Raw genomic sequence first — 18,916 nt, 5'->3', positions numbered from 1 at the left:
GACGCGCGACCGGTGCCCGGGGGCTAGAGGCGCCAGGGCGGCGGCTCGGGCGGGAGGTAGCGGCAGGTGCTACCCGTGGAGACGGTGTCGCGCAGGTGGGCGGCGAGGCCCGGGTGGCGCTGGTCGAGCTTGCGCAGCGCGTCCCGGATGCGGGCGGTGACCGTCTTGCGGGCCCGCTCGGCCTCGTCGCCCAGGCGTCGGCTGCGGCCGGCCAGCCCGGCGGCGGCGCGCAGCTCGGCGAGCAGAGCGCCGCGCTCGGCGTCGAGGTCGGCCAACCTCCGCTCGTCGCCGCGTTCGGCGGCCCGGTCGATCTCGTCGTCGAGCCGTTCCAGGTGCCGCCGGTAGCGGGCCTTGGCCTCGTCGTCGAGGACCGGGTCGCCGCCCATCCGGCGGGCCGCGACGAGTTCCGGCCCGGCGGCCGGGTCGAGCAACTCGACCGCCGGGACGTCGACGCCCGGCCGGCTGAGCAGCACGTGCAGGTCGCGTAGCCCCTTCGCGTCGGGCAGGTGCACCACCACGCCGGCGTAGGCAAGCTGCCAGACGGGCCCGTCGCGGCGGAACCCGTACGCCTGGCCGGCCTGCCGTCCCGCGGCGGACGGGTGCGGCCCGGCGGCGACCGCCGGCGTGGCGGGCGCCCCGGTCCCCACCGTCGGCGCGCCGGGCGGCCCGGCCATGACGGCCCGCGCCGGAGCTGGGCCGGCGGCCGGAGCGACGGTCGACGCCGGGCGCGGACCGACGACCGCGGCGACGACCCCCGGCCGGCCGGCGGGCGACGCCTCGGCCCCTGTGGACGGCGCGCCGGCCAGGCGGCGGGCCGTCGAGTGCATGCCGAGGTCGTCGGCGTCGCGGGCGGTGGTGGCGCGCAGCGCGGCGGCGGACGCCGCGTCGCCGGGACGGTCCCGCCCGGTCAGCGCGTCGGCCAGCGCGGCGCGGGCCAGGACCGACCACGGGCGGGCGCCCAGCCGGTCGGCGGAGTCGCGCGCGGCGGAGAAGCCGGTCACCGCGTCGTCCCAGCGTTCCTGCGCGGCGTCGACGAGGGCCAGCCAGTGGTCGACGGGGCCGCTGAGGTCGCAGCCGAACAACGCCGACATCCACTGCCCGCGGTGCGGTCGCAGCGCGTCGCGGGCCTCGGCGCAGCGCCGGGGGTCGCGACTGACGGCGGCGACCCCGGCGCGCAGCCGCAGCCACAGCGGCGACACCGATCCGGGGTACGTCGTGCCGGCGGACTCGATGCCGGCGACCACCCGTTGGGCCGTCTCGGCGTCGCCGCGCTCGGCCGCGGTGATGCCCCGGACGAGTTCCGGATGGGGGTAGCCGGTCGAGGACAGCTCGTCGAGCAGGGCGTCGACCTCGTCGGCCCGGCCCTGCAGGTGCAGGCGCGACCAGCGCAGGTGGTGGCCCATGAAGGCGAAGTCGGAGTGGTCCCACTCGGTGAGGGCGGTCAACTCGCCGACCAGTTCGTCGGACCGGGCGAAGTCGCCACGGAAGGCCGCGATGATGGCGTCGTCCATCGTGGCGGCCGCCCGGTGCCGGGCGTCGCCCTGGCGGGCACCGGCGACGAAGGTGGCGAGTTCGTCCTGGTAGCGGGGGTTGCCCAGCTCCAACAGGGCGACCCAGCGCAGCGCGGTCGCCCAGCGCGTCGTCTCCTGGTCGCCACCGCGGCGCGCCACGTCCCGGATCTCGGCGGTGATCGCGGCCCGGTCGCGGGCCGAGCCCAGCCCCCAGGTGGTGTCGTGGCGGGCCCACAGGCTGAAGGTGAGCGCCTCGTCGTCGTGCCCCCGCCGGGCCAGGGACTCCGTGGCGGCGATCAGGTCGGTGACCATCGTGCCGACCGGCACGGCGCCCGCGGACCCGCCGATCAACCGCCGGTACGCCTCCCGCAGCACGTCCTCCGGATCGGCGAGCCGCCCGGGGCCGTCAGTGTGGCGGCGGTGGACGACGAGGGCGACCCGGGCCAGCACCACCGGATCGTCGGCCGCCACGGCCAGCGTGGTGGCCTCGGCGAGCAGCCGCCGGGCCTCGTCGCCCGCGCCCGAGTGGTGCAGCAGCTCTCCCAGCTCGATCATGATCTTCACGCGTCGGGCCGGGTCGTCGGCGACGTCGAGCGCCCGGCGGAAGTGGACCACCGACTCGTCGATGGCCAGCCGGCCGACCGCGGCGCGGGCCGCGGCGACCAGCAGCTCGGCGGCGCGGGACGGGTCGAGGTGGGCGCCGGCGAGGTGGGCGTGCCGGGCCAGGTCGGCGGGGATCAGCCGCTCGGCGAGCGCCGGCGCGCCGTCGACGGCCCGGACGACCGCCGCGTGCCGGGAGCGCCGGTCGTCGTCGGGCAGCGCGTCGTAGAGGGTCTCCCGCACGAGGTCGTGGACGAATGCGAACCGGCCGCCGCCACGGGACACCACGAGCCGGGCGGTCACCGCCCGGTCGAGCAGCCGGTCGGCCTGCGCCGCCGGTGTGCCCGTGCAGGCGGCGAGGACCGGACGGTGGAACTCCCGGCCCAGCACGGCGGCGGCGGTGAGCGCTTCGACGACCGCCGCCGGCAACTGGGCGAGACGCCCTCGCACCGCCTCCCGTACGCCCGGGGGAATCGTGCCGATCCGGCTGTCGGCACGCCAGATCCGGGCGGTCTGCTCCACGAAGAACGGGTTGCCGCCGGTGCGCCGGTGCACCTCGTCGAGGAGGTCGGCGTCGGGTGCCCGGCCGGCCGTCCGGGTCATCAGCGCGGCCACCTCGTCGCGGGACAGGCCGGTGAGGGTGAGTGTGGTCGCCTTCGCCACCAGCGGCATCAGCAGCCCGCACAGCGGGTGCTCGGGTGACTCGACCTCGGCGTCGCGGTAGGTGCCGATGAGCAGCAGCCGCTCGAACCAGGTGTGCTGGGCGGCGAAGCGCAGCAGCCGCATCGAGGCGGGATCGGCCCAGTGCAGGTCGTCGAGCACGACCACGACCGGCCGGCGCTGGGACACCGCGACCAGCGCGGTGGTCACCGCGTCGTGCAGCGCGAACTCCTCCTGGTCGACGCGGTCGTCACCGCTCCGACGGCCGGCCGCGCCGTCGACCACCCCGGCGTCGCCGTCGACCACCCCGGCCGCGCCGTCAACCGCCCCGGCGTCGCCGTCGACCGCCCCGGCGTCGCCGTCCGACGACTCCCCGGCGGTGCCGCCGGCCGCCTCGCCGAGCAGCGCCGCCAGGGCCGGCTCGGCCGACTCCCGGGCCAACGCCCAGTCGTCGGTCGAGCGGCGCAGGCCGCGCAACACCTGCACCCAGGGCCAGTAGCCGGGGGCGCTGTCGGAATCCCAGCAGGCCGCGCCGAGCACCAGCGCGCCTCGTCGGCGGGCCTCGCCGGCCGCCGCCGTGACCAGCGTCGTCTTGCCGATGCCGGGCTCCCCGGCGACGAGGACCAGACCGCCGTGGCTGGTGGCCACCCGGTCAATCTCGGCGCGCAGCAGACCCGCGGGATGCTCCCGCCCGATGACGTCCCCGTCGTACCGCGGATCCATGACGCCCAGACCGTAGCGGAACGGTGGGACATCGCGAGCCCTTTACGCGGGGCGACGCCGCCGCCCGGCCCGTGTGCGCGGGTCCGCCCGGCGGGCGGTCGCCCACGAGCAGGCGGGCGGTCAGGTGCTCAGCGGGCGTCGGTGACCACGTGGGAGCAGGCGGCGCAGGCGGCCCGGCCCTGCTCCGCGTACCACCGGCAGGTCCGGCGGATCGCGCAGCGCGGCAGGTCTTCCTCCGCCGGACCGGCGACCTCCTGGAAGGACGCCGCCACCCGTTCGCCGAGGCCGCAGTGCGCGCCGGTCCAGAAGCCGCACTTCGACGTGACGCACGGGCCGGCCAGCCGGTACCGGGACTCGACCGGGGTGTCCGTGCCGGCCTGGGCGAGGGCGACCTCGGCGGGGAGCGGGGGCGTCACGTAGGCGACCCGCCCCGCCGGAGTGATCATGCCGAGGAACACCGTGGCGTTGGCCGCGGGGGTGCTCGGACACATCCGCTCCGGCGGGTCCGGCCGGTGGACGGTGTCCGTCACCGCTGCATCCAGAAGCCGATGTCGTTGATCTTCTGGCCCAGTTCCTCGGCGAACGGGCCGTCGATGACCCACAGGCCGTACCACTCGGGGCGGAGCTTGATGTTGGCGTGCCCGACGGCGAGCGGGTTGGTCAGCCTCTTGCCGGCGGTGGTGAGGGCGTTGAGGCCCGCCTTCTGGATCTCGCTCGCGATCAGGCTCTGCTGTTCGACGGTCAGGTCGACGCCGTCGACGACGAAACGGAACTCGCTGCGTGCCATGTCCTACCTCCGATGGTCAGTACGAATCGGTCCGCAGCCCGCGCCGCAGACTCGCCCTGGTGAATGCCGCCCAGCCGGAGCGGGAGGTGGGGTCGCCCCCGTGCCCGGCCCGGCTCAGGTGCTCGCGCCAGTCGGTCGCGTCGGCGGCGCGCAGCCCCCACAACTCCCGGCAGGCGGTGGTCGCGAACGCGACCTGTCCGGCCGAGCCGGTCCAGCCGGCGGGGCCGTCGGCCACCCGCAGCGCACCACCCGCCTCGACGCGTACCGACGGGAAGTGGTGGTGCAGGCTGGCGAGGGTGGCCAGGTGTGCGGCGTCCGAGCGCCCGGCGGCGAAGGCGTCCCGCGTCTCGTCGTCACGGGTGACCCGGATGGCGTGCAGCGTGAACGCGTCGCCGTCGCCGCCGGCCTGGCCCTCGACCTCCGTCGGGGTGCTCCAGATCCGGGGCGAGTTGGCCGACCAGAAGGCCAGCCAGGCGTCGAGGCGTTCGTGGAAATCCGCCTGGAGGCGGGCCGGTCCGCCGGCGAGCCGGGCGGTGGCGATCCGGTCCCGGGCGACGGGCCGCCGGGCCGGTCCTGCCGGGGGCGCTGCCCCGGCGGGTGGCGCGGCGTGTGCGGCGCTGGCTCCGGCGACGGTGGCCGCCGAGGCCGCGGCGGCGCCGAGCAGGATCCGGCGCCGGGAAAGTGGGGGATGGGATTCGTTCATGGCCCGCCTTTCATGGACGGCCTTTGCCACGACACGCTATCCACAGACGTAGATCAAAGGAGACGTCGCTCTATCGGTGAACCGACATGAAAACCGGTGATCGACGGCGGCGCATTCCCGCGCACTGTGCACTGCGCCCCCACCGACCGGACGGCCACCTAACGATTGATAAGCATCCATCGGCACTCGTAACATCGTCACCATGCGTGCCCGTCGCGTCACCCTCGCCGCCGTCCTCGCCGCGCTGCTGAGCCCGTTCGCCGTCGGCGCCGCGCGGGCGGACGACGCCCCGGCGCTCACCACACCCGGCAGCCCCGTCGTCGTGGTCGACGAGCCCCACCGCCTCACCCTCTCCTGGACGCCCTCGACCTGGGCGGGCGAGCCGGCCGGCGAGGAACCGATCACGTACGAGGTGCGGGCGCGGCTGGGCCCGTACGTCTACCGGAGCCTCGGCAGCACCACCGCCACCACCCTGACGCTGACCAACCTGGCGCCGGGCAGCGAGTACCGGCTCGTCGTCAGCGCCTACACCCTCGGCGGCTACTCCGACCCCTCCCCCGTCACCGGTGTCCGCACGGCGTACGGGCGGGCCAAGGTCAGTTACCTCAACCTCGACTGGTCGCCGACGGACAACCAGATCCAGCACGTCCTGAAGGTCACCAACACCGGCACCGGGCCGCTCGACCTCACCGCCGTGCGGGTGCGCTACCACCTGACCTTCGAGGGCGGCGACACCTCGCTGGCGCCGAACTGCGACTGGGCGGCGCTGGGCTGCGACCGGATCCGCCGCGACGTGACGTTCTTCCCGCCGCCCCTGCCGCCCGGCGGCCCGCCGACGCCGACGCCGACGCCCACCCCGACGCCGACCCGGTACCCGCTGCCGGGCACGCCGGTCCCCGGCTGGGTGGAGCTGACCTTCACCGGGGGCGTCCTCGCCCCGGGCGCGTCGTCCGGGCCGATCCAGCTGCGCCACCACCGGCCCGGGTGGACCGACATCGACGAACGCGACGACCCGAGCTGGCGCGCCGCCACCGGCCAGTGGACCGACAACAGCCGGATCACCCTCGACGTCGACGGGGTACGCGAGTTCGGTGACACGTTCGCCTGACGTACGCCGGCCGGTGACACCACCCCCGGGTCGGGGCGGCACCACCGGCCGGCACCGAGTGACTACGCCGTCGCGCAGATGGCGTACGCGGTGTTGGTCCAGTTGCCGGTGAACACGTCCTCCTCGTACGCGCCGGAGGTAACGGTGGCCGGCGCGGCGGCCGGGCCGCCGTTGGGGCGGAAGTCGTCGACGACGCCCTCGCCCATAATGCCGTCGAGCGCGTAGCCGGCTCCGGTCAGCACCTTCCCGATCGGGCAGGCCGCGGCGACGCTGTGGAAGTCGTTCGAGTCGCTGGGGCTCACCGCGGCGATGCGGGCCAGGCCGGCGAGGGGGTTGGCGCAGATCGCGTACGCCGTCGCGGACCAGTTGCCGGCGAAGGCGTCGGCCTCGTACGCGCCCACGAAGACCGACGTCGGCGCGGCGGCCGGGCCGCCGTTGGGGCGGAAGTCGTCGACGACGCCCTCGCCCATGACGCCGTTGAGCTCGTAGCCCGTCCCGATCAGCACCTTGCCCGCCGGGCAGGCGGCCGTGACGCTGCGGAAGTCGTTCGAGTCGCTGGCGGTCGTCGCCAAGACCCGCACCAGACCGGCGACGGGGTTGGCGCAGATGGCGTACGCGGTGAGGGACCAGTTGCCCGCGAACGCCTCCGCCTCGTACGCCCCGACGGTGACGGCGGTCGGCGCGGTGGCCGGGCCGCCGTTGGGGCGCAGGTCGTCGACCACCGCCTCGCCGGTCGCCCCGTTGAGTTCGTAGCCCGTCCCGGTGAGCACCTTGCCCACCGGGCAGGTCGCCGTGACGCTGCGGAAGTCGGTCGAGTCGCTGGCGCTCGTCGCGGCGATGCGCACGAGGCCGGGGACGGCGGCCGAGGCGGGAGCGGCGGGAACGACCACCCCGGCCGCCACGGCGACGCCGAGGATGAGGGTGAACGCGTGGGGTCGGAGCCGGCGGGCGGCTGCCTGAGCTGACATGGGGACTCTCCTGTCTGTCGCCTCGGCGGTGACCTCCCGCAGATGTCGGGGGGCGACCGTGACGAGGCGCTGCGATTGACGCGCTCACGCTATGTAGTCACGTGACCAGGCATTATCCCCAAGCTGACTACGTCGGGTAATCGACTGATCGCCCTCGCCCGGGCCGCCACGCCCGCCGGCTTCTCTGATCACCGGCGGGCGGGCGGTCGGCGGGCGGTGCCCCCGACACGGTCCGGTCGCCGTCAGGCGGTGTAGAGGATCTTCACCCCGTTGAGGCTCGTCGCCGAGACGGTGGTGCCGCGGACGCCGGAGTTGAGGTTGCGCCAGCCGGTGTTGCTCGCCGCCTCGTGGATCATGCCCCCGGCCACGGTGTAGACGTGCTTGACGCCGTTGACGTCCATCGCCGCCAGCGCGTCGGGGCTGACCCCGGAGATGCCGGAGTTCAGGTTGCGCCACCCGCTGTTGCTGGCCGCCTCGTGGACCGTACCGCCGGCCACCGTGTAGGCGATCTTCACGCCGTTGTGACTGATCGCGGCCAACGCGTTCGGGCTGACCCCGGAAATGCCGGAGTTCAGGTTGCGCCACCCCATGTCGCTGGACGCCTCGTGGACCATGCCCCCGGCCACCGTGTAGATGATCTTCACGCCGTTGTGACTGATCGCGGCCAACGCGTTCGAGCTGACCCCCGAGATGCCGGTGTTCAGGTTGCGCCAGCCGTTGTTGCTCGCCGCCTCGTGGACCATGCCCCCGATCACGGTGTAGATGTACTTGACGCCGTCGACGTGGATCACGGCGAGCGCGTTGTTGCTGACGCCCGAGATGCCGGTCCACAGGTTGCGCCAGCCCGTGTCGCTGGCCGCCTCGTACACCCGGCCGTCGTTGACCGTGTAGAGCAGCTTGTTCGTGCCCATGACCATCGACGCGGTGGTCGAGCCGGTGATGCTGTTGACCGGCAGCATCTGCCAGCCGCTGTGGCTGCCGGACTCGTACACCTGGCGGTTGGAGCTGACCTGCCCGCAGTTCCGGCTGGTCATGTTCCGGGCCGACGAGACGGGGCCGGAGACGTAGAGCGGCCCGGTGTTCGGGCTGCCGTCGGAGGTGATGCCGGAGGGCACGCCGTTGAAGTACGCCTCGGACTTGACGCCGTCGCGCGTCTGCTCGTAGTGCAGGTGCGGGCCGGTCGAGTTCCCGGTGCTGCCGACCCGGCCGATCTGCTGGCCGGTCGACACCCACTGCCCGGCGCGCACCGGCGGCGACTCGATCATGTGCGCGTAGCTGGTCCGCCAGCCGCCGCCGTGGTCGATCACCACGTACCAGCCGCCGCCGCTGGTCCAGCCGGCGAACGTGACGGTGCCGGCGTACGAGGCGAGGATCGGCCGGCCGTTGCTGGCCCCGCCGGTGAAGGTCATGTCGATGTCGTAGTCGTCATGCCCGTAGTAGGTGGCCATCCGCCAGGTCTCGCCGCAGGGGAACGGCATCTGGAAGTTCGGCCGTGGGCCCGCGGCCTGGGCCGGTGCGGCCACGACAGCGATGGCGCCCACCATGGCGAGCAGCACGGCGCCGACGCCGGCGAGTGCCAGGCGGGCCGAGGCGAGGACGCGGGCGAGTAGACCCGTCATAGGGAAGTTCCCTCCGGAGCCGGATTTGATGTTGATGGATGTTAGGGCAGCCATCACCATCCGGCGAGAGGGGGCGGACGGTTCCGTCCGGCGGGCGGAACCGGCCGGCGGCGGGGGCCGGGTCAGCCGGCCACCGTCGTGCCGGCGAGCAGGGCGAGGATCGTCTGGTTCGCCTCCCAGCCGTCCGGGAACTTGACCGGCACGTCGAGGTGCACGGTCTCCGTCGACGGGTGGGCGTCCAGCAGCTCCCCGATCCCGGCGCGCGCCACCACGATGCACGCCTGACGGTGCCGCGACGTCAACACGCAGAGCCGCCCCGACTCCAGGTGGAACGCGGTGGCGTCGCGCCGCCCCGACAGCGGGTGCAGCACGATCGTCACGTCGTACTCCCGGCCCTGGAGCCGGTTGGCGGTGTCGACGGTGATGCCGGCCCCCGCCGGCCCCAGGTGCGCGCGGATGGCGGCGGCCTGGTCGCGGTGGGCGGCCCCGACGGCGATCCGGTCGGCGGTGACCGGCGCGCCCGCCGGCGCGTGCTCGGAGACGGCGACCGCTCCCCGCTCAAGCACCCGCAGCGCCAGGGCCGCGCAGGCCAAGGCGGCCTCCGCATCGGTACGCAGGGTCTGCCGCGCCGGCAGCTCGTGCAGCGCCCAGCCGGTGGCCGCCGCCAGGTCCACCGTCCGGTCCAGGGCGTCGCCCGCCCCGGGCTCGCCGAGGCGCAACGCCCGGTCGGCCGGGCCGGTGCCGGCGCGGAACCCGGTGAACGGGTAGAACGCCGCCGCCACCACCGGGGCCGCCGAGGCGGGCAGCCGCCACGACACCGGCAGCCGGTGCACCGGCAGCTCCGGGTTGTGCCGCAGCAGCACGGCCACCGCCGACTGCATCGGATCCCAGGTCAGGCCCGTCCACCGGCCCGTCTCCACCGTCGAGAACGGGTCGAGCTGACCGGGATCGCCGACGAACAGCGCCCGCTCGAACCGCCCGGCCACGCGCAGCAGGGCGTCCGAACGCATCTGGTACGCCTCGTCGACGATCGCCCACGGCCAGGAGCCCTCGGCGACCGTGGCCCACTTGGCGGCCGTACCGATGATGACGGCCGGACCGCCGAGGTCGGCGACCTTCGCGGCGACCCGGACCGTCTCGTGGCCCCTGACCCGCTCGGACGGCCGGTAGTCGGCGGCGGAGAGCCGCCCGATGCGCAGCTCGGGCGCCTTGCGCGCCAGGCGGTCGATGAGGTCGTCGACCTGCTCGTTGGTCTGCGCGATGATGATCAGCGGTTCGCCGGCGGCGGCCAGCTCGACGGCGGCGCGCACCACCAGGGTCGACTTGCCGGCCCCCGGCGGCGAGTCGACCACCACGCCGCGATGGTCGCCGGAGCGCAGGTCGGCCAGTACGGCGGCGATGACCCGCTCCGCCTCGACCGCCGGCGGCACCTCCAGCCCGGAGCGCATCGATTCCCCCTCCCACCGATCACCGGGACACTACGCCTGCCCCACCGTCGAGCGGTGACGCCGTGCCCCGGTCACGCCACGCGGGACGGCCAGCCCCTCGGCGGCCGGGGTGTCGGAGCTGGAGGTGCGGGGCGGGCGGGGCGGGCCGCGACGGAACGCCGAAACCGGGCCCCTACCAGCGCGAACCCCTCTAGCGTGAACGTGAGGGCGGGGACGCCTCCGTCCGGTAACCGGCCATGTCGACCATGGGGGTGTCCGTGCGCGGGCCGAAACGTGGTCCGGTCTGGGCGGCCCAACTGTGGCTACGCCAGCGCCGGCGCCGGTGGCGCACCCGACGCGAACGCCGTACGGAGCGGGACAGCCGCCGGCGGACCGACGAGCGGGCCAGCAACCGGGTCAGGTGGCGCTACCGCCGCTGGCTGCGGTGGAGCATCGTCGCCATCGCCTGGACGTTGCTCGGCTGGACCCTGCTCTCCCTGGTCCTGACGGTCCTCGGCACCGAGCCGCACTTCCTGCGGGTGACCCGGTGGTGCGAGGGAGACCAGCCGAGGGCGTACTACTGCGGGCAGGTGCAGGGCTTCGTCAAGCCCCTGATGGCCGCGGCGCTTGGCGTCGCGTTCTTCTACTACTGGCGCTACGTCCCGGTCCGCCGCTGGTACCGGCGCAACGTGCGGCGCAACAGCCGGATGGTGCTGCCCAGCGTCGAACGGGGCCTCGACCCGGCTGACGTCGTCGGCCGCGACGAGCTGTGCGAGCTGCTGATCCAGCGACTGCGCGACCGGGCGACCCGGCGCCCACTGCTGCTGGTGGGCGGCATCGGCACCGGCAAGACGGCCACCCTGGCACGCCTCGCGGAGATGCTGATGGCCGCCGACGTCGTACCGGTCGGGGTCGACCTGCGGTCGGTCACCGACCCGGAGAAGCTGAACTTCCGCGAGCTCGCCGTCGAACAGTTCGGACGCACCATCGACACCCGGCTGCGCGCCTCGGGCGAGGCCGACCGGATCTGGCGGAGGCTCTGGCTGGAGAACCGCCTCGTGGTGCTCGCCGACGGGCTGGAGGAGAGCCTCGCCGACGCCGCCCAGCCCGCCGACCGGGACAGCGTGCTGCGGGACGCCGTCCGGGCCGCCGTCCGCGAGCGGCTTCCCCTGGTGGTCACCTCGCGGCCCGACGACCCGCTGCGCGGGCTGGACGCGCTGCTGCTGCAACTGGAGCCGCTCGCCCAGGGCCCCGCCCTCGAATACGTGCAGGCCCGCAGCCGCCGCTCCGAGACGGGCCACCGGTGGGAGCGCATCACCGAACTGGTCAAGGCCGCCGACGTCGCGGACTCGCCGTTCTACCTGCGGGTCATCGGGCAGCTCCACGAGGTCGACCGGCTGGACCGCGTCGAGCCGGTGGGCCCGGGCCGGGTGGCGCTGCGCTGGTGCCTGCTGGAGGAGTGGTGCGCCGCCACCGTCGCCGGCGACCTGTACGAAGACTACGGCCTGCCGCAGGTCGAACGGTCCGACGCGATCGAGGTGCTCTCCGCCCTCGCCTGCATCGGACTGCGCGACAACCGGCTGTCGGTACGGACGACAGAACTCACCGGCGGCGACGGCGCCACCGACGCCGGCCGGCGGTGGATCCTGACCGAGCTGCGCAACCGGCTGCGCAAGCTCGACGCCGGCAACGCACAGGACGTCGGGCTGGCCGAGACCACCGGGGACGCGCTGAACATCGTGGTGAAGCGGCAGGAGGGCGTGCGTTTCCAGCACGGGGTGATCCAGGCGTACCTCGGCGCGCGCTTCCTCACCGCCGCCATGCGCGACCCCGGCTTCCTCGACCGCGCCTTCGCCCACCACCACGGCCCGGGGCGGGAGCTGCTGGCCGCCCTCACCCTGCACACCCGCAGTGCGGGCGCGTTCGCGCAACTGGACGGGCGACGCCAGCGGACCGTCCGGCCCGGGAACCTGCCCCGCCTCGGCGACGCCGTACGGCGCAGGGTGGGCCTGCCGGCGGAGAGCCGGGACGCGACCGCCACCCGGAAGACGTCGATCGACCTCGTGCGGCGGCTCTGCACCGAGGCGGCGCGCACCCCGAACCGCACCCGGGCGCTGGAGATGTTCGCGGCCGCGCTGGAGATGGACGCCGCCACCGGGCACACCTCGCACCGACGGCTGGCCGACACCATCCACCGCGCCTGGTGTCACTACCAGGGCGACGGGTCCGTCACCGACCGCCCGCTCGAAGACGCCAAGATCGCCCTCGTGCACCGGTACGGCGACGCCGCCCGGCAGCTCGCGGAGCGGCCCCCCGATCCCACCGGGCTCCGGTCGCGGCGACCCGCCCCGCAGTACGACCAACTGTTCCTGATGATGGCCGACGAGGGTTCCTATCTTCCCCGGCTGGCCGCGGCCCGCGAGATCGCCGCCGGCGGCAACGCGGCTGTCCGCGCGCTGCGCGGCCGGCTCTCCGACCCGCCGCGAGCGGACGAGTCACCGGGCCGGGAGCGCCTCGACGAGATACGGACCTGGATGACGCCGGCGCTGTTCCTCTACGCGGACGACGAGCACGAACCCGGCGATCCCAACTGGCGGCACGAGGCCCACCGGGCCCTGCAACGCTGGGTGCACCGGCTGGCCACCAACGCCACCGAGGGGGCCCGCGTCCACGAGCTCACGCTCGCCCAGGGGTTCCGCCTCGCGGCGAACTGCCGGGTCTACCCGGCGCACCGCAGCCTGCTGATCGAGGAGGCCGAGAAGGCGCTGCGGTACTCCCGGTTCTGGTACTCGCACCTGGTGCTCATCCAGGCGCTGACCCTGCTGGCACTGCCCCGCGATCCCGGCGAGACGCTGCGCGAGCGGGGCCACGGATCGGACCCGCGCGGACTGGTCGACTTCTGGACCTCGATCGCCGGCGGCGGCGACCGCGCCCCGCACCGCCACAGCGGCACCGACCACCCGCTCGTACGCAAGGTCGCGGACCTGTGCGTCGAGTCGCTCGTCGACCGGCACCCCGAACGACGCTGCTGGATCGACGAGCGGGAGATAGTCGGTCGGGTGGGGACGGTCAGCCCACAGCCCGGCATCCGCCGGCTCCAGGACTCCTGGCTGCCCGCCTCGCACGGCTGGGCCGTCCTGGAACCACGGGCGCAACGGCTGCTGGCCGACGTGATGCTGCTGCTCAACCTCGCCGACCGGGGCCGGGACAGCACCGAACGGGCCCGCCGGCTCACCCGGGCCAGCCGGCCCGAACTGCCGCCGTGCCTCACCATCGACCGCACCGCCATGCGGGTCACCCTCAGCCGCCGCCAGGCCCACGACGTCCAGCCCGGCTCCACCTGCGTCGACGACTGCCCGTTCCGGCTGTGCCCGCTGCCGCCGAAGGGCGACGAGCTGCCGTACCAGATGGAGGAGGTCTTCTGCGCCCACCAGATCGACCTCGTCGGGCACTGGTTCCGGCCGGGCGCACGGGCCGACTGGCAGGCGGTCAACCGCAGGGACCTGCGCACGTTCTGGCACGAGATGTCCGAGCGGATGGCCCCCGCCTGGCGCAAGTGAGCCGTACGGCGTCCGGCACTAGGCTTCGACGCATGTGGACGTCGCGATGGCACGGCCTGGCGGCGAAGGCGGCCCTGGTGCCGGTGGTCGGCATCGTGGCCGTCGTCGGCCTGGTGGTGCAGGCGTCCGGCATCGACACCGGCGCCGAACGGGTGGCGCTGTTGGCGGTGCTGGCGTCCTCCGGCGCGCTCTACCTCCGCCGCCGCCATCCGGTGGCGGTGGGCGTGCTGGCGCTGGCTGCCGTCGGCGTGTACGGCGCGCTGCTGCACCGGCCCGGGCCGATCATGCTGGTGTTCGTCGTGGCGCTCTACACCGTCGTCGACGAGGGGCATCTCGGGGTCGCCGTCGGGCTCGGTCTCGCCTCGGTGGTCGCCTTCGCCGTCGCGGACAGCTACAACCGGACGGCCGAGAGTGTGAACGGGGCGACGCTGCTGCACGCCGGTTGGCTCGTCGCGGTCATCGTGGGCGTGACCCGCAACCGCCGGGCCTACCTCGCCGAGGCGCAGGCCCGGGTGCTGGCCGCGGAGCAGGGCAAGGAGGAGGAGGCCCGGCGACGGGCCACCGAGGAGCGGCTGCGCATCGCCCGTGAGCTGCACGACGTGCTCGGTCACCATCTCTCACTGATCAACGTGCAGGCCAGCGCCGCGCTGCACCGCCCGGATCCCGACCGGTCCGCGCAGGCGCTCGCCGCGATCAAACAGACGAGCAAGGAGACGCTGCGGGAGTTGCGCACGACGCTCGGCATCCTGCGGCGGGAGGATGCGGCGCCGAGCGGTCCCGCACCCGGCCTCGACCGCCTGTACGAGCTGGTCACGACGGCCGGGCGGTCCGGGTTGGAGATCCGCACCGAGCTGGCCGAGACCCGCGCGCTGCCACCGGAGGTCGACCTGGCGGCGTACCGGATCGTCCAGGAGGCGCTCACCAACGTCACCCGGCACGCCGGTGCGACCGCCGTGGTGATCCGCGTCCGACCGGACCGCGACGACGTGCTGCTGGAGGTCGAGGACGACGGCGCCGGCACGGCGGGCCAACCCGGCAACGGGATCCTGGGCATGGGCGAGCGGGCCCGGGCACTGGGCGGCTCGCTGACCACGGGCCCGGGCGTGGACGGCGGCTTCCGGGTACGCGCCCGCCTGCCGATACCGCCCGTCCCGGTGCCGGCGGGCCCGCCCGCGCCCCGACCGGGTCCGGGGGACGTGGCGTGATCCGGGTGCTGCTCGCCGACGACCAGACCCTGGTGCGCGCCGGGTTCGGGTCCATCCTGGGCGGTGAGGACGGCATCGAGGTGGTCGGCGAGGCCGCCGACGGTGCCGAGGCGGTGCGGCTCGCCCGGCAGCTGCGGCCGGACGTCGTCCTCATGGACATCCGGATGCCCCGGCTGGACGGCCTGGCCGCCACCCGGGAGATCGCCACGAGCTCCGACGTCCGCGTGATCATCCTGACCACGTTCGACCTGGACGAGTACGTCTACGGCGCGCTGCGGGCCGGCGCGAGCGGTTTCCTGGTCAAGGACACCGAGCCCGCAGAGCTCATCCACGGCGTGCGGGTGGTGGCGCGCGGTGACGCGCTCATCGCGCCGTCGATCACCCGCCGACTGATCTCCGAGTTCGCCGCCCGGGCCACGTACCCGGATCCGGGGCCGCGGCTGAACGCGCTGACGGAGCGGGAGCGTGAGGTGCTGGTGCTGGTCGCCGCCGGCCTGTCCAACGACGAGATCGCGGCGCGGCTGGTGCTGAGCCCGGCCACCGCGAAGACGCACGTCAGCCGGATCATGACCAAGACCCGAGTCCGGGACCGGGCCCAGTTGGTGATCCTCGCGTACGAGTCCGGCCTGACCGTTCCCGGCTGGCTCGCCCGCTCCTGACGGCGACCTCCGCGGCGCCGCACCGACCCGGCGCCCCTGGCCGGTCCACGATCAGGCGGTGCGCCGGGAACGCATCAGGGCCAGCCCACCGAGGACCACGGCGACCAGCCCCAGCACCAGGGCCACGTAGGCCCCGCCCCGCCCGTTTCCGGTGCCGATACCGCTGTCGGAGGTGGCCACGACCAGCCCGCCGAGGGCGACGCCCATCAGCCCCGCGGCCAGCGCCACGGTGGCCCCGAGCCGGCCGGAGCCGGTGCCGAACCGACCGCTGGGGCGGGCCAGAGCCAGCCCGCCGACGATCACGCCGGCCAGCCCCAGCAGGGCGGCGACGATGGCCCCGAGGCGCCCGGCGCTCATGGTGTAGGCGCTGGTGGCGGCAAGCAGGTGACGGACGTTCATCGAGGATCCCTTCGCTCGCATGACGAGTACAGCCGGCAGCGTATGTACCGACGTGGTCACGGGTCGTCATGCCGGAGTTGGCGATGGGCCTACCACCTGGGTTGCGTGCGCCCGGGGCGTCGTACCCCCCTGGTTGCCTCACGCCCTCGTCGATGGCAGGGCGGGCAGGACTAGTCGCCGGCACGTCGGGTACCCGCGGCTGGGATACGGAGGTGACGCCCGGATGGCGAAGTTCCTACTCACGTCGACCTACACGGTCGAGGGGATCAACGGGTTGATGAAGGACGGCGGCACGACACGCGCCGAGGTGATCCGAGCGTTGATCGAGAACTCCGGTGGCCGGATGGAGGCGCTGTACTTCGGGTTCGGCCAGTACGACACCTACGTCGTCTGCGATCTGCCGGACCACCGGACCGCCGTCGCCCTGGCCGTCACCATCCGGGCGGCCGGCGGCCTGGACACCCGGGTCAGCCCGCTGCTGACCCCCGAAGACGTGGACGAGGCGCTCGGAATGCAGGTGGCGTACCAGCCGCCGGGAGCCTGATCCGCAGTACGGGCCGGGGGACGCAGTTCCTGGCCGTGCCATTCGGCGTAGTGCGCGGCCCCCGCCTTGACCCGGACGCGGAGCAGGGCGGGCATGAGCCGCTCGGTCATGCCCGCCCTGCCGTCGTCGTCGGTCTCGTTCGTGCCCTTGTGCTGTGACCGCGCGTACGGTCAGCCGACGCGCTGGCGGGGGCGGGTCAGGGCGAAGCCGACCACGCCCGCGACGGCGGCCAGGATGCCGCCGCCGATGGTCCAGTACCAGCGGGACGACAGGCTCGGCCATTGCACCCAGTCGAACCAGCCGTCCTCCTCGCCACCGGCCGCCCCCGGGGCCGGAGTGCTGGCGGCCGGATCGCCGGCGAGCACCTTGCCCGGGTTCACCGCCGGGACCAGGGGCTCCTTCAGGTCGCCGCCCTCCGGCTCGGTGTCGCCGTCGGACTCCACCCCGACCAGCAGGCTCACCTCGATCGGCAGGCCCAGCTCCTGCTCCGGCAGCTCGATGCCGGACAGCCGGACGTAGTAGGTGCCCGGCAACGGGTCACCCGACCACGGCTCGGCCCACGAGCGCACCTGGCGCAGCTCGCAGTCGAGTTCGACGGTGGCGGCACTCTTCGACGCCACCGGAGTCTGCGCCCCCGCCACACACGCCTGCCGGCGGCGCAGCCCGTCGAAGACCTCGATCGTCCAGGTGGAGTCGCCCTTCCGGCTCGCCGCGGCGGGCAGCGACACGGTGGCCGCGACGTGATGGGTGTCCCCCGCCGCAGCCGTGAACGACCAGTACAGGTAGTCGCCCACGGAGGCACCGACCCGCACCGGCTGGCCGGGGCTGATCCCGGCGGCGGTGAGGAACGAGGTGCCGGCCTTGTTGATGGTGGCGGCCCCGGGCGACGGGGTGGGCGTGTCCGCGCCGGCGGCGGCCGGCAGCGCGACGGCGATGCCGGTGGCGGCGAGCAGCACCGCCGCCCGGCGGGCCGAGGTCAGGGCCGGAGCCTTGCGCATCCTCATCGGGTCCTCCAGACCGCTACCCACCAACGGGTCAGCCAACCAACGATCAACCCACTGAGCAGGCCCGCGAGCATGAGTACGCCCAGCAGCACCCAGCCCCGGCCGAGGCCCGGGCTGTTCGGGGCGGGCGACGCGTCGACCAGGTCGATGGTCAGTTCGAGCGGCATGCCCGGAGCCTGACCGGCGCCCGCCTTCGCGGAGAAGGAGTTGCTGACCACCAGGCAGACGACGGTGGGCTCGGGAGCCTTCTCCGTCGACTCCGTGAAGACGCCGCCCTTGTCGTCGTCCTCCGACTTTGCCTCGTTTTCGTCGTCATCCGCCGCCGACCAGCGCACGCCGGTCGACAGCACGTCGGTACGGCCGCTGCCGGCGTCGTTGCCCCGGACCAGTTCCCGCCCGTCGGTGGCGGTGGCCCGCAGCAGTACGCCGTAGTCCCGGTTCAACGGCCGGTCCAGGCCGATGCTCACCGAGGCCCGAAGCTCCTGCCCCGGCTGGACCGGGATCCGGTACCACCGGTGCTCCTCGAAGCGCTCCCGGTCGGTGTAGACACCGGGGGTGAGCACGGGCGCCTTGGCGCAGACGTCGGTGCCGGCCACCTTCGCCGGCGTCTTCGTGTGCGTGTCCTTGGCCCGTTCCACGATCTGCTTGATCCGCCGGGTCAGGTCTTCCTTGCTCTGCGCCGAGGTGTAGGTGCCGCCGGTCGCCGAGGCGATGCAGACGAGCTGCCTGCGTACCTTCTCGTCGGGGATGAGGCCGAGCGTGTCGACCACCAGTTTGGTGCCCTGGGCGGCCAGCTCGCGGGCCACCTCGCAGGGGTCCGGCGGCGCGCAGGTGTCCTCGCCGTCGGTGATGAGCACGATGCGCCGGGTGGTCTCGCCGGTGCCGAGGTCCTTCGCCGCCTCGCGCAGGGCCAACCCGACCGGGGTGAAGCCGGTCGGGCGCAGGGTGGCGATGGCGTTCTTGGCCTTCACCCGGTCGACGGGGCCGACCGGCACGAGCTGCTGGGTGTCCTGGCAGCCGACTTTCTTGTCGTCGCCGCCGTAGGTGGCGCCGAGGACGCGGATGCCGAGATCCGTCGTCTCGGGCAGCGCGTCCACGACGTCGTTGAACGCCTCCTGGGCCACGGCGATACGGGAACGCCCGCCGATGTCCTTGGCGCGCATCGAGCCACTGACGTCGAGCACCAGCTCCACTTTGGGCGGCTCGGCGGGTTCGGTCTCGTGCTCGTCGGCGTAGGCGGGAGGCACGCCCAGTGTCGGGAAGGCCACCAATAGTCCTAACAGGACTGCTGGGAGCCGTCGTTTGATCATCACGGCGCCGATCCTAGTGATCACCAAGCTTTCGGCCGATCCGGCGGCATCGCCATCGTCCATTCCGGATCGGTCGGATCCATCGACAGCCGACTCGCTTTCCCGGTGGTCGTCGCGACTCCTACGCGG

The 18,916-nt window shown here is 74.1% G+C and carries 15 protein-coding genes; 5 read left to right on the top strand and 10 right to left on the bottom strand.

Annotated features, from left to right (window positions below; genetic code table 11):
• Positions 1 to 23: 23 nt before the first annotated feature.
• From ABZ573_RS05355 to ABZ573_RS05340, 4 genes are all read right to left on the bottom strand, one after another.
• On the bottom strand, positions 24 to 3,494 hold the full coding sequence (locus ABZ573_RS05355) for an AAA family ATPase (RefSeq protein WP_358115789.1): 3,471 nt from the start codon (positions 3,492 to 3,494) through the stop codon (positions 24 to 26).
• A gap of 128 nt (positions 3,495 to 3,622) precedes the next feature.
• Complete coding sequence (locus ABZ573_RS05350; protein WP_358115786.1) at positions 3,623 to 4,024, bottom strand: hypothetical protein; 402 nt, start codon at positions 4,022 to 4,024, stop codon at positions 3,623 to 3,625.
• Complete coding sequence (locus ABZ573_RS05345; protein WP_151454240.1) at positions 4,021 to 4,281, bottom strand: hypothetical protein; 261 nt, start codon at positions 4,279 to 4,281, stop codon at positions 4,021 to 4,023. The genes ABZ573_RS05350 and ABZ573_RS05345 overlap by 4 nt, the downstream gene beginning before the upstream one ends.
• A 16-nt stretch (positions 4,282 to 4,297) precedes the next feature.
• Positions 4,298 to 4,984 carry a hypothetical protein gene (locus ABZ573_RS05340; RefSeq protein ID WP_358115783.1) on the bottom strand — a complete coding sequence of 229 codons (687 nt, stop codon included), beginning with the start codon at positions 4,982 to 4,984 and terminating at the stop codon, positions 4,298 to 4,300.
• Positions 4,985 to 5,186: 202 nt separating this feature from the next.
• On the opposite strand from ABZ573_RS05340, the gene ABZ573_RS05335 reads away from it, so the two are divergent.
• Entirely contained in the window at positions 5,187 to 6,092 is a 906-nt protein-coding gene (locus tag ABZ573_RS05335) for a cellulose binding domain-containing protein (RefSeq protein ID WP_358115780.1), read from the top strand.
• A gap of 62 nt (positions 6,093 to 6,154) precedes the next feature.
• On the opposite strand, the gene ABZ573_RS05330 is transcribed toward ABZ573_RS05335, so the two are convergent.
• From ABZ573_RS05330 to ABZ573_RS05320, 3 genes are all read right to left on the bottom strand, one after another.
• Positions 6,155 to 7,060 (bottom strand): hypothetical protein, encoded by a 906-nt coding sequence (locus tag ABZ573_RS05330; RefSeq protein WP_151454243.1) that lies wholly within the window; start codon positions 7,058 to 7,060, stop codon positions 6,155 to 6,157.
• 242 nt (positions 7,061 to 7,302) lie between these two features.
• On the bottom strand, positions 7,303 to 8,679 hold the full coding sequence (locus tag ABZ573_RS05325) for a M23 family metallopeptidase (protein WP_358115777.1): 1,377 nt from the start codon (positions 8,677 to 8,679) through the stop codon (positions 7,303 to 7,305).
• Positions 8,680 to 8,801: 122 nt separating this feature from the next.
• Positions 8,802 to 10,127, bottom strand: coding sequence for an AAA family ATPase (locus ABZ573_RS05320; protein WP_358115774.1), 1,326 nt, complete (start codon positions 10,125 to 10,127; stop codon positions 8,802 to 8,804).
• Positions 10,128 to 10,363: 236 nt separating this feature from the next.
• Here ABZ573_RS05320 and ABZ573_RS05315 point away from each other — a divergent pair, with 236 nt between their 5' ends.
• The 3 genes from ABZ573_RS05315 to ABZ573_RS05305 are packed head-to-tail and all read left to right on the top strand — an operon-like array spanning position 10,364 to position 15,530.
• Positions 10,364 to 13,666, top strand: a complete 3,303-nt coding sequence (locus ABZ573_RS05315) for an NACHT domain-containing protein (protein ID WP_358115771.1) — start codon at positions 10,364 to 10,366, stop codon at positions 13,664 to 13,666.
• Positions 13,667 to 13,698: 32 nt separating this feature from the next.
• Positions 13,699 to 14,871 carry a sensor histidine kinase gene (locus tag ABZ573_RS05310; protein ID WP_358115768.1) on the top strand — a complete coding sequence of 391 codons (1,173 nt, stop codon included), beginning with the start codon at positions 13,699 to 13,701 and terminating at the stop codon, positions 14,869 to 14,871.
• Complete coding sequence (locus ABZ573_RS05305) at positions 14,868 to 15,530, top strand: response regulator transcription factor (RefSeq protein WP_358115765.1); 663 nt, start codon at positions 14,868 to 14,870, stop codon at positions 15,528 to 15,530. Before ABZ573_RS05310 ends, ABZ573_RS05305 begins: the two co-directional genes overlap by 4 nt.
• A 51-nt stretch (positions 15,531 to 15,581) precedes the next feature.
• Here the strand turns inward: ABZ573_RS05305 and ABZ573_RS05300 are convergent, their stop codons facing one another.
• Positions 15,582 to 15,929 carry a DUF6223 family protein gene (locus ABZ573_RS05300; protein WP_358115762.1) on the bottom strand — a complete coding sequence of 116 codons (348 nt, stop codon included), beginning with the start codon at positions 15,927 to 15,929 and terminating at the stop codon, positions 15,582 to 15,584.
• Positions 15,930 to 16,152: 223 nt separating this feature from the next.
• Between ABZ573_RS05300 and ABZ573_RS05295 the strand changes: the two genes are divergently transcribed.
• Entirely contained in the window at positions 16,153 to 16,473 is a 321-nt protein-coding gene (locus ABZ573_RS05295; RefSeq protein ID WP_358115759.1) for a GYD domain-containing protein, read from the top strand.
• Positions 16,474 to 16,643: 170 nt separating this feature from the next.
• Here ABZ573_RS05295 and ABZ573_RS05290 read toward each other — a convergent pair whose 3' ends face one another.
• Positions 16,644 to 17,477, bottom strand: a complete 834-nt coding sequence (locus ABZ573_RS05290) for a peptidase (RefSeq protein ID WP_358115756.1) — start codon at positions 17,475 to 17,477, stop codon at positions 16,644 to 16,646.
• Positions 17,474 to 18,787, bottom strand: a complete 1,314-nt coding sequence (locus ABZ573_RS05285) for a VWA domain-containing protein (protein WP_358116153.1) — start codon at positions 18,785 to 18,787, stop codon at positions 17,474 to 17,476. Before ABZ573_RS05285 ends, ABZ573_RS05290 begins: the two co-directional genes overlap by 4 nt.
• Positions 18,788 to 18,916 lie beyond the last annotated feature (129 nt).

It is taken from the genome of Micromonospora sp. NPDC007220, assembly GCF_040634035.1.
In the GTDB taxonomy this organism is placed as follows: domain Bacteria; phylum Actinomycetota; class Actinomycetes; order Mycobacteriales; family Micromonosporaceae; genus Micromonospora; species Micromonospora reichwaldensis.
This window is presented reverse-complemented; position numbering and strand designations above follow the sequence as displayed.

Excerpts from the sequence above, each read along its gene's own strand:
- ABZ573_RS05355 (WP_358115789.1), bottom strand. The coding sequence starts at position 3,494 with ATGGATCCGCGGTACGACGGGGACGTCATCGGGCGGGAGCATCCCGCG.
- ABZ573_RS05345 (WP_151454240.1), bottom strand. The coding sequence starts at position 4,281 with ATGGCACGCAGCGAGTTCCGTTTCGTCGTCGACGGCGTCGACCTGACC.
- ABZ573_RS05340 (WP_358115783.1), bottom strand. The coding sequence starts at position 4,984 with ATGAACGAATCCCATCCCCCACTTTCCCGGCGCCGGATCCTGCTCGGC.
- ABZ573_RS05335 (WP_358115780.1), top strand. The coding sequence starts at position 5,187 with ATGCGTGCCCGTCGCGTCACCCTCGCCGCCGTCCTCGCCGCGCTGCTG.
- ABZ573_RS05330 (WP_151454243.1), bottom strand. The coding sequence starts at position 7,060 with ATGTCAGCTCAGGCAGCCGCCCGCCGGCTCCGACCCCACGCGTTCACC.
- ABZ573_RS05325 (WP_358115777.1), bottom strand. The coding sequence starts at position 8,679 with ATGACGGGTCTACTCGCCCGCGTCCTCGCCTCGGCCCGCCTGGCACTC.
- ABZ573_RS05320 (WP_358115774.1), bottom strand. The coding sequence starts at position 10,127 with ATGCGCTCCGGGCTGGAGGTGCCGCCGGCGGTCGAGGCGGAGCGGGTC.
- ABZ573_RS05315 (WP_358115771.1), top strand. The coding sequence starts at position 10,364 with ATGTCGACCATGGGGGTGTCCGTGCGCGGGCCGAAACGTGGTCCGGTC.
- ABZ573_RS05310 (WP_358115768.1), top strand. The coding sequence starts at position 13,699 with ATGTGGACGTCGCGATGGCACGGCCTGGCGGCGAAGGCGGCCCTGGTG.
- ABZ573_RS05300 (WP_358115762.1), bottom strand. The coding sequence starts at position 15,929 with ATGAACGTCCGTCACCTGCTTGCCGCCACCAGCGCCTACACCATGAGC.
- ABZ573_RS05295 (WP_358115759.1), top strand. The coding sequence starts at position 16,153 with ATGGCGAAGTTCCTACTCACGTCGACCTACACGGTCGAGGGGATCAAC.
- ABZ573_RS05290 (WP_358115756.1), bottom strand. The coding sequence starts at position 17,477 with ATGAGGATGCGCAAGGCTCCGGCCCTGACCTCGGCCCGCCGGGCGGCG.
- ABZ573_RS05285 (WP_358116153.1), bottom strand. The coding sequence starts at position 18,787 with ATGATCAAACGACGGCTCCCAGCAGTCCTGTTAGGACTATTGGTGGCC.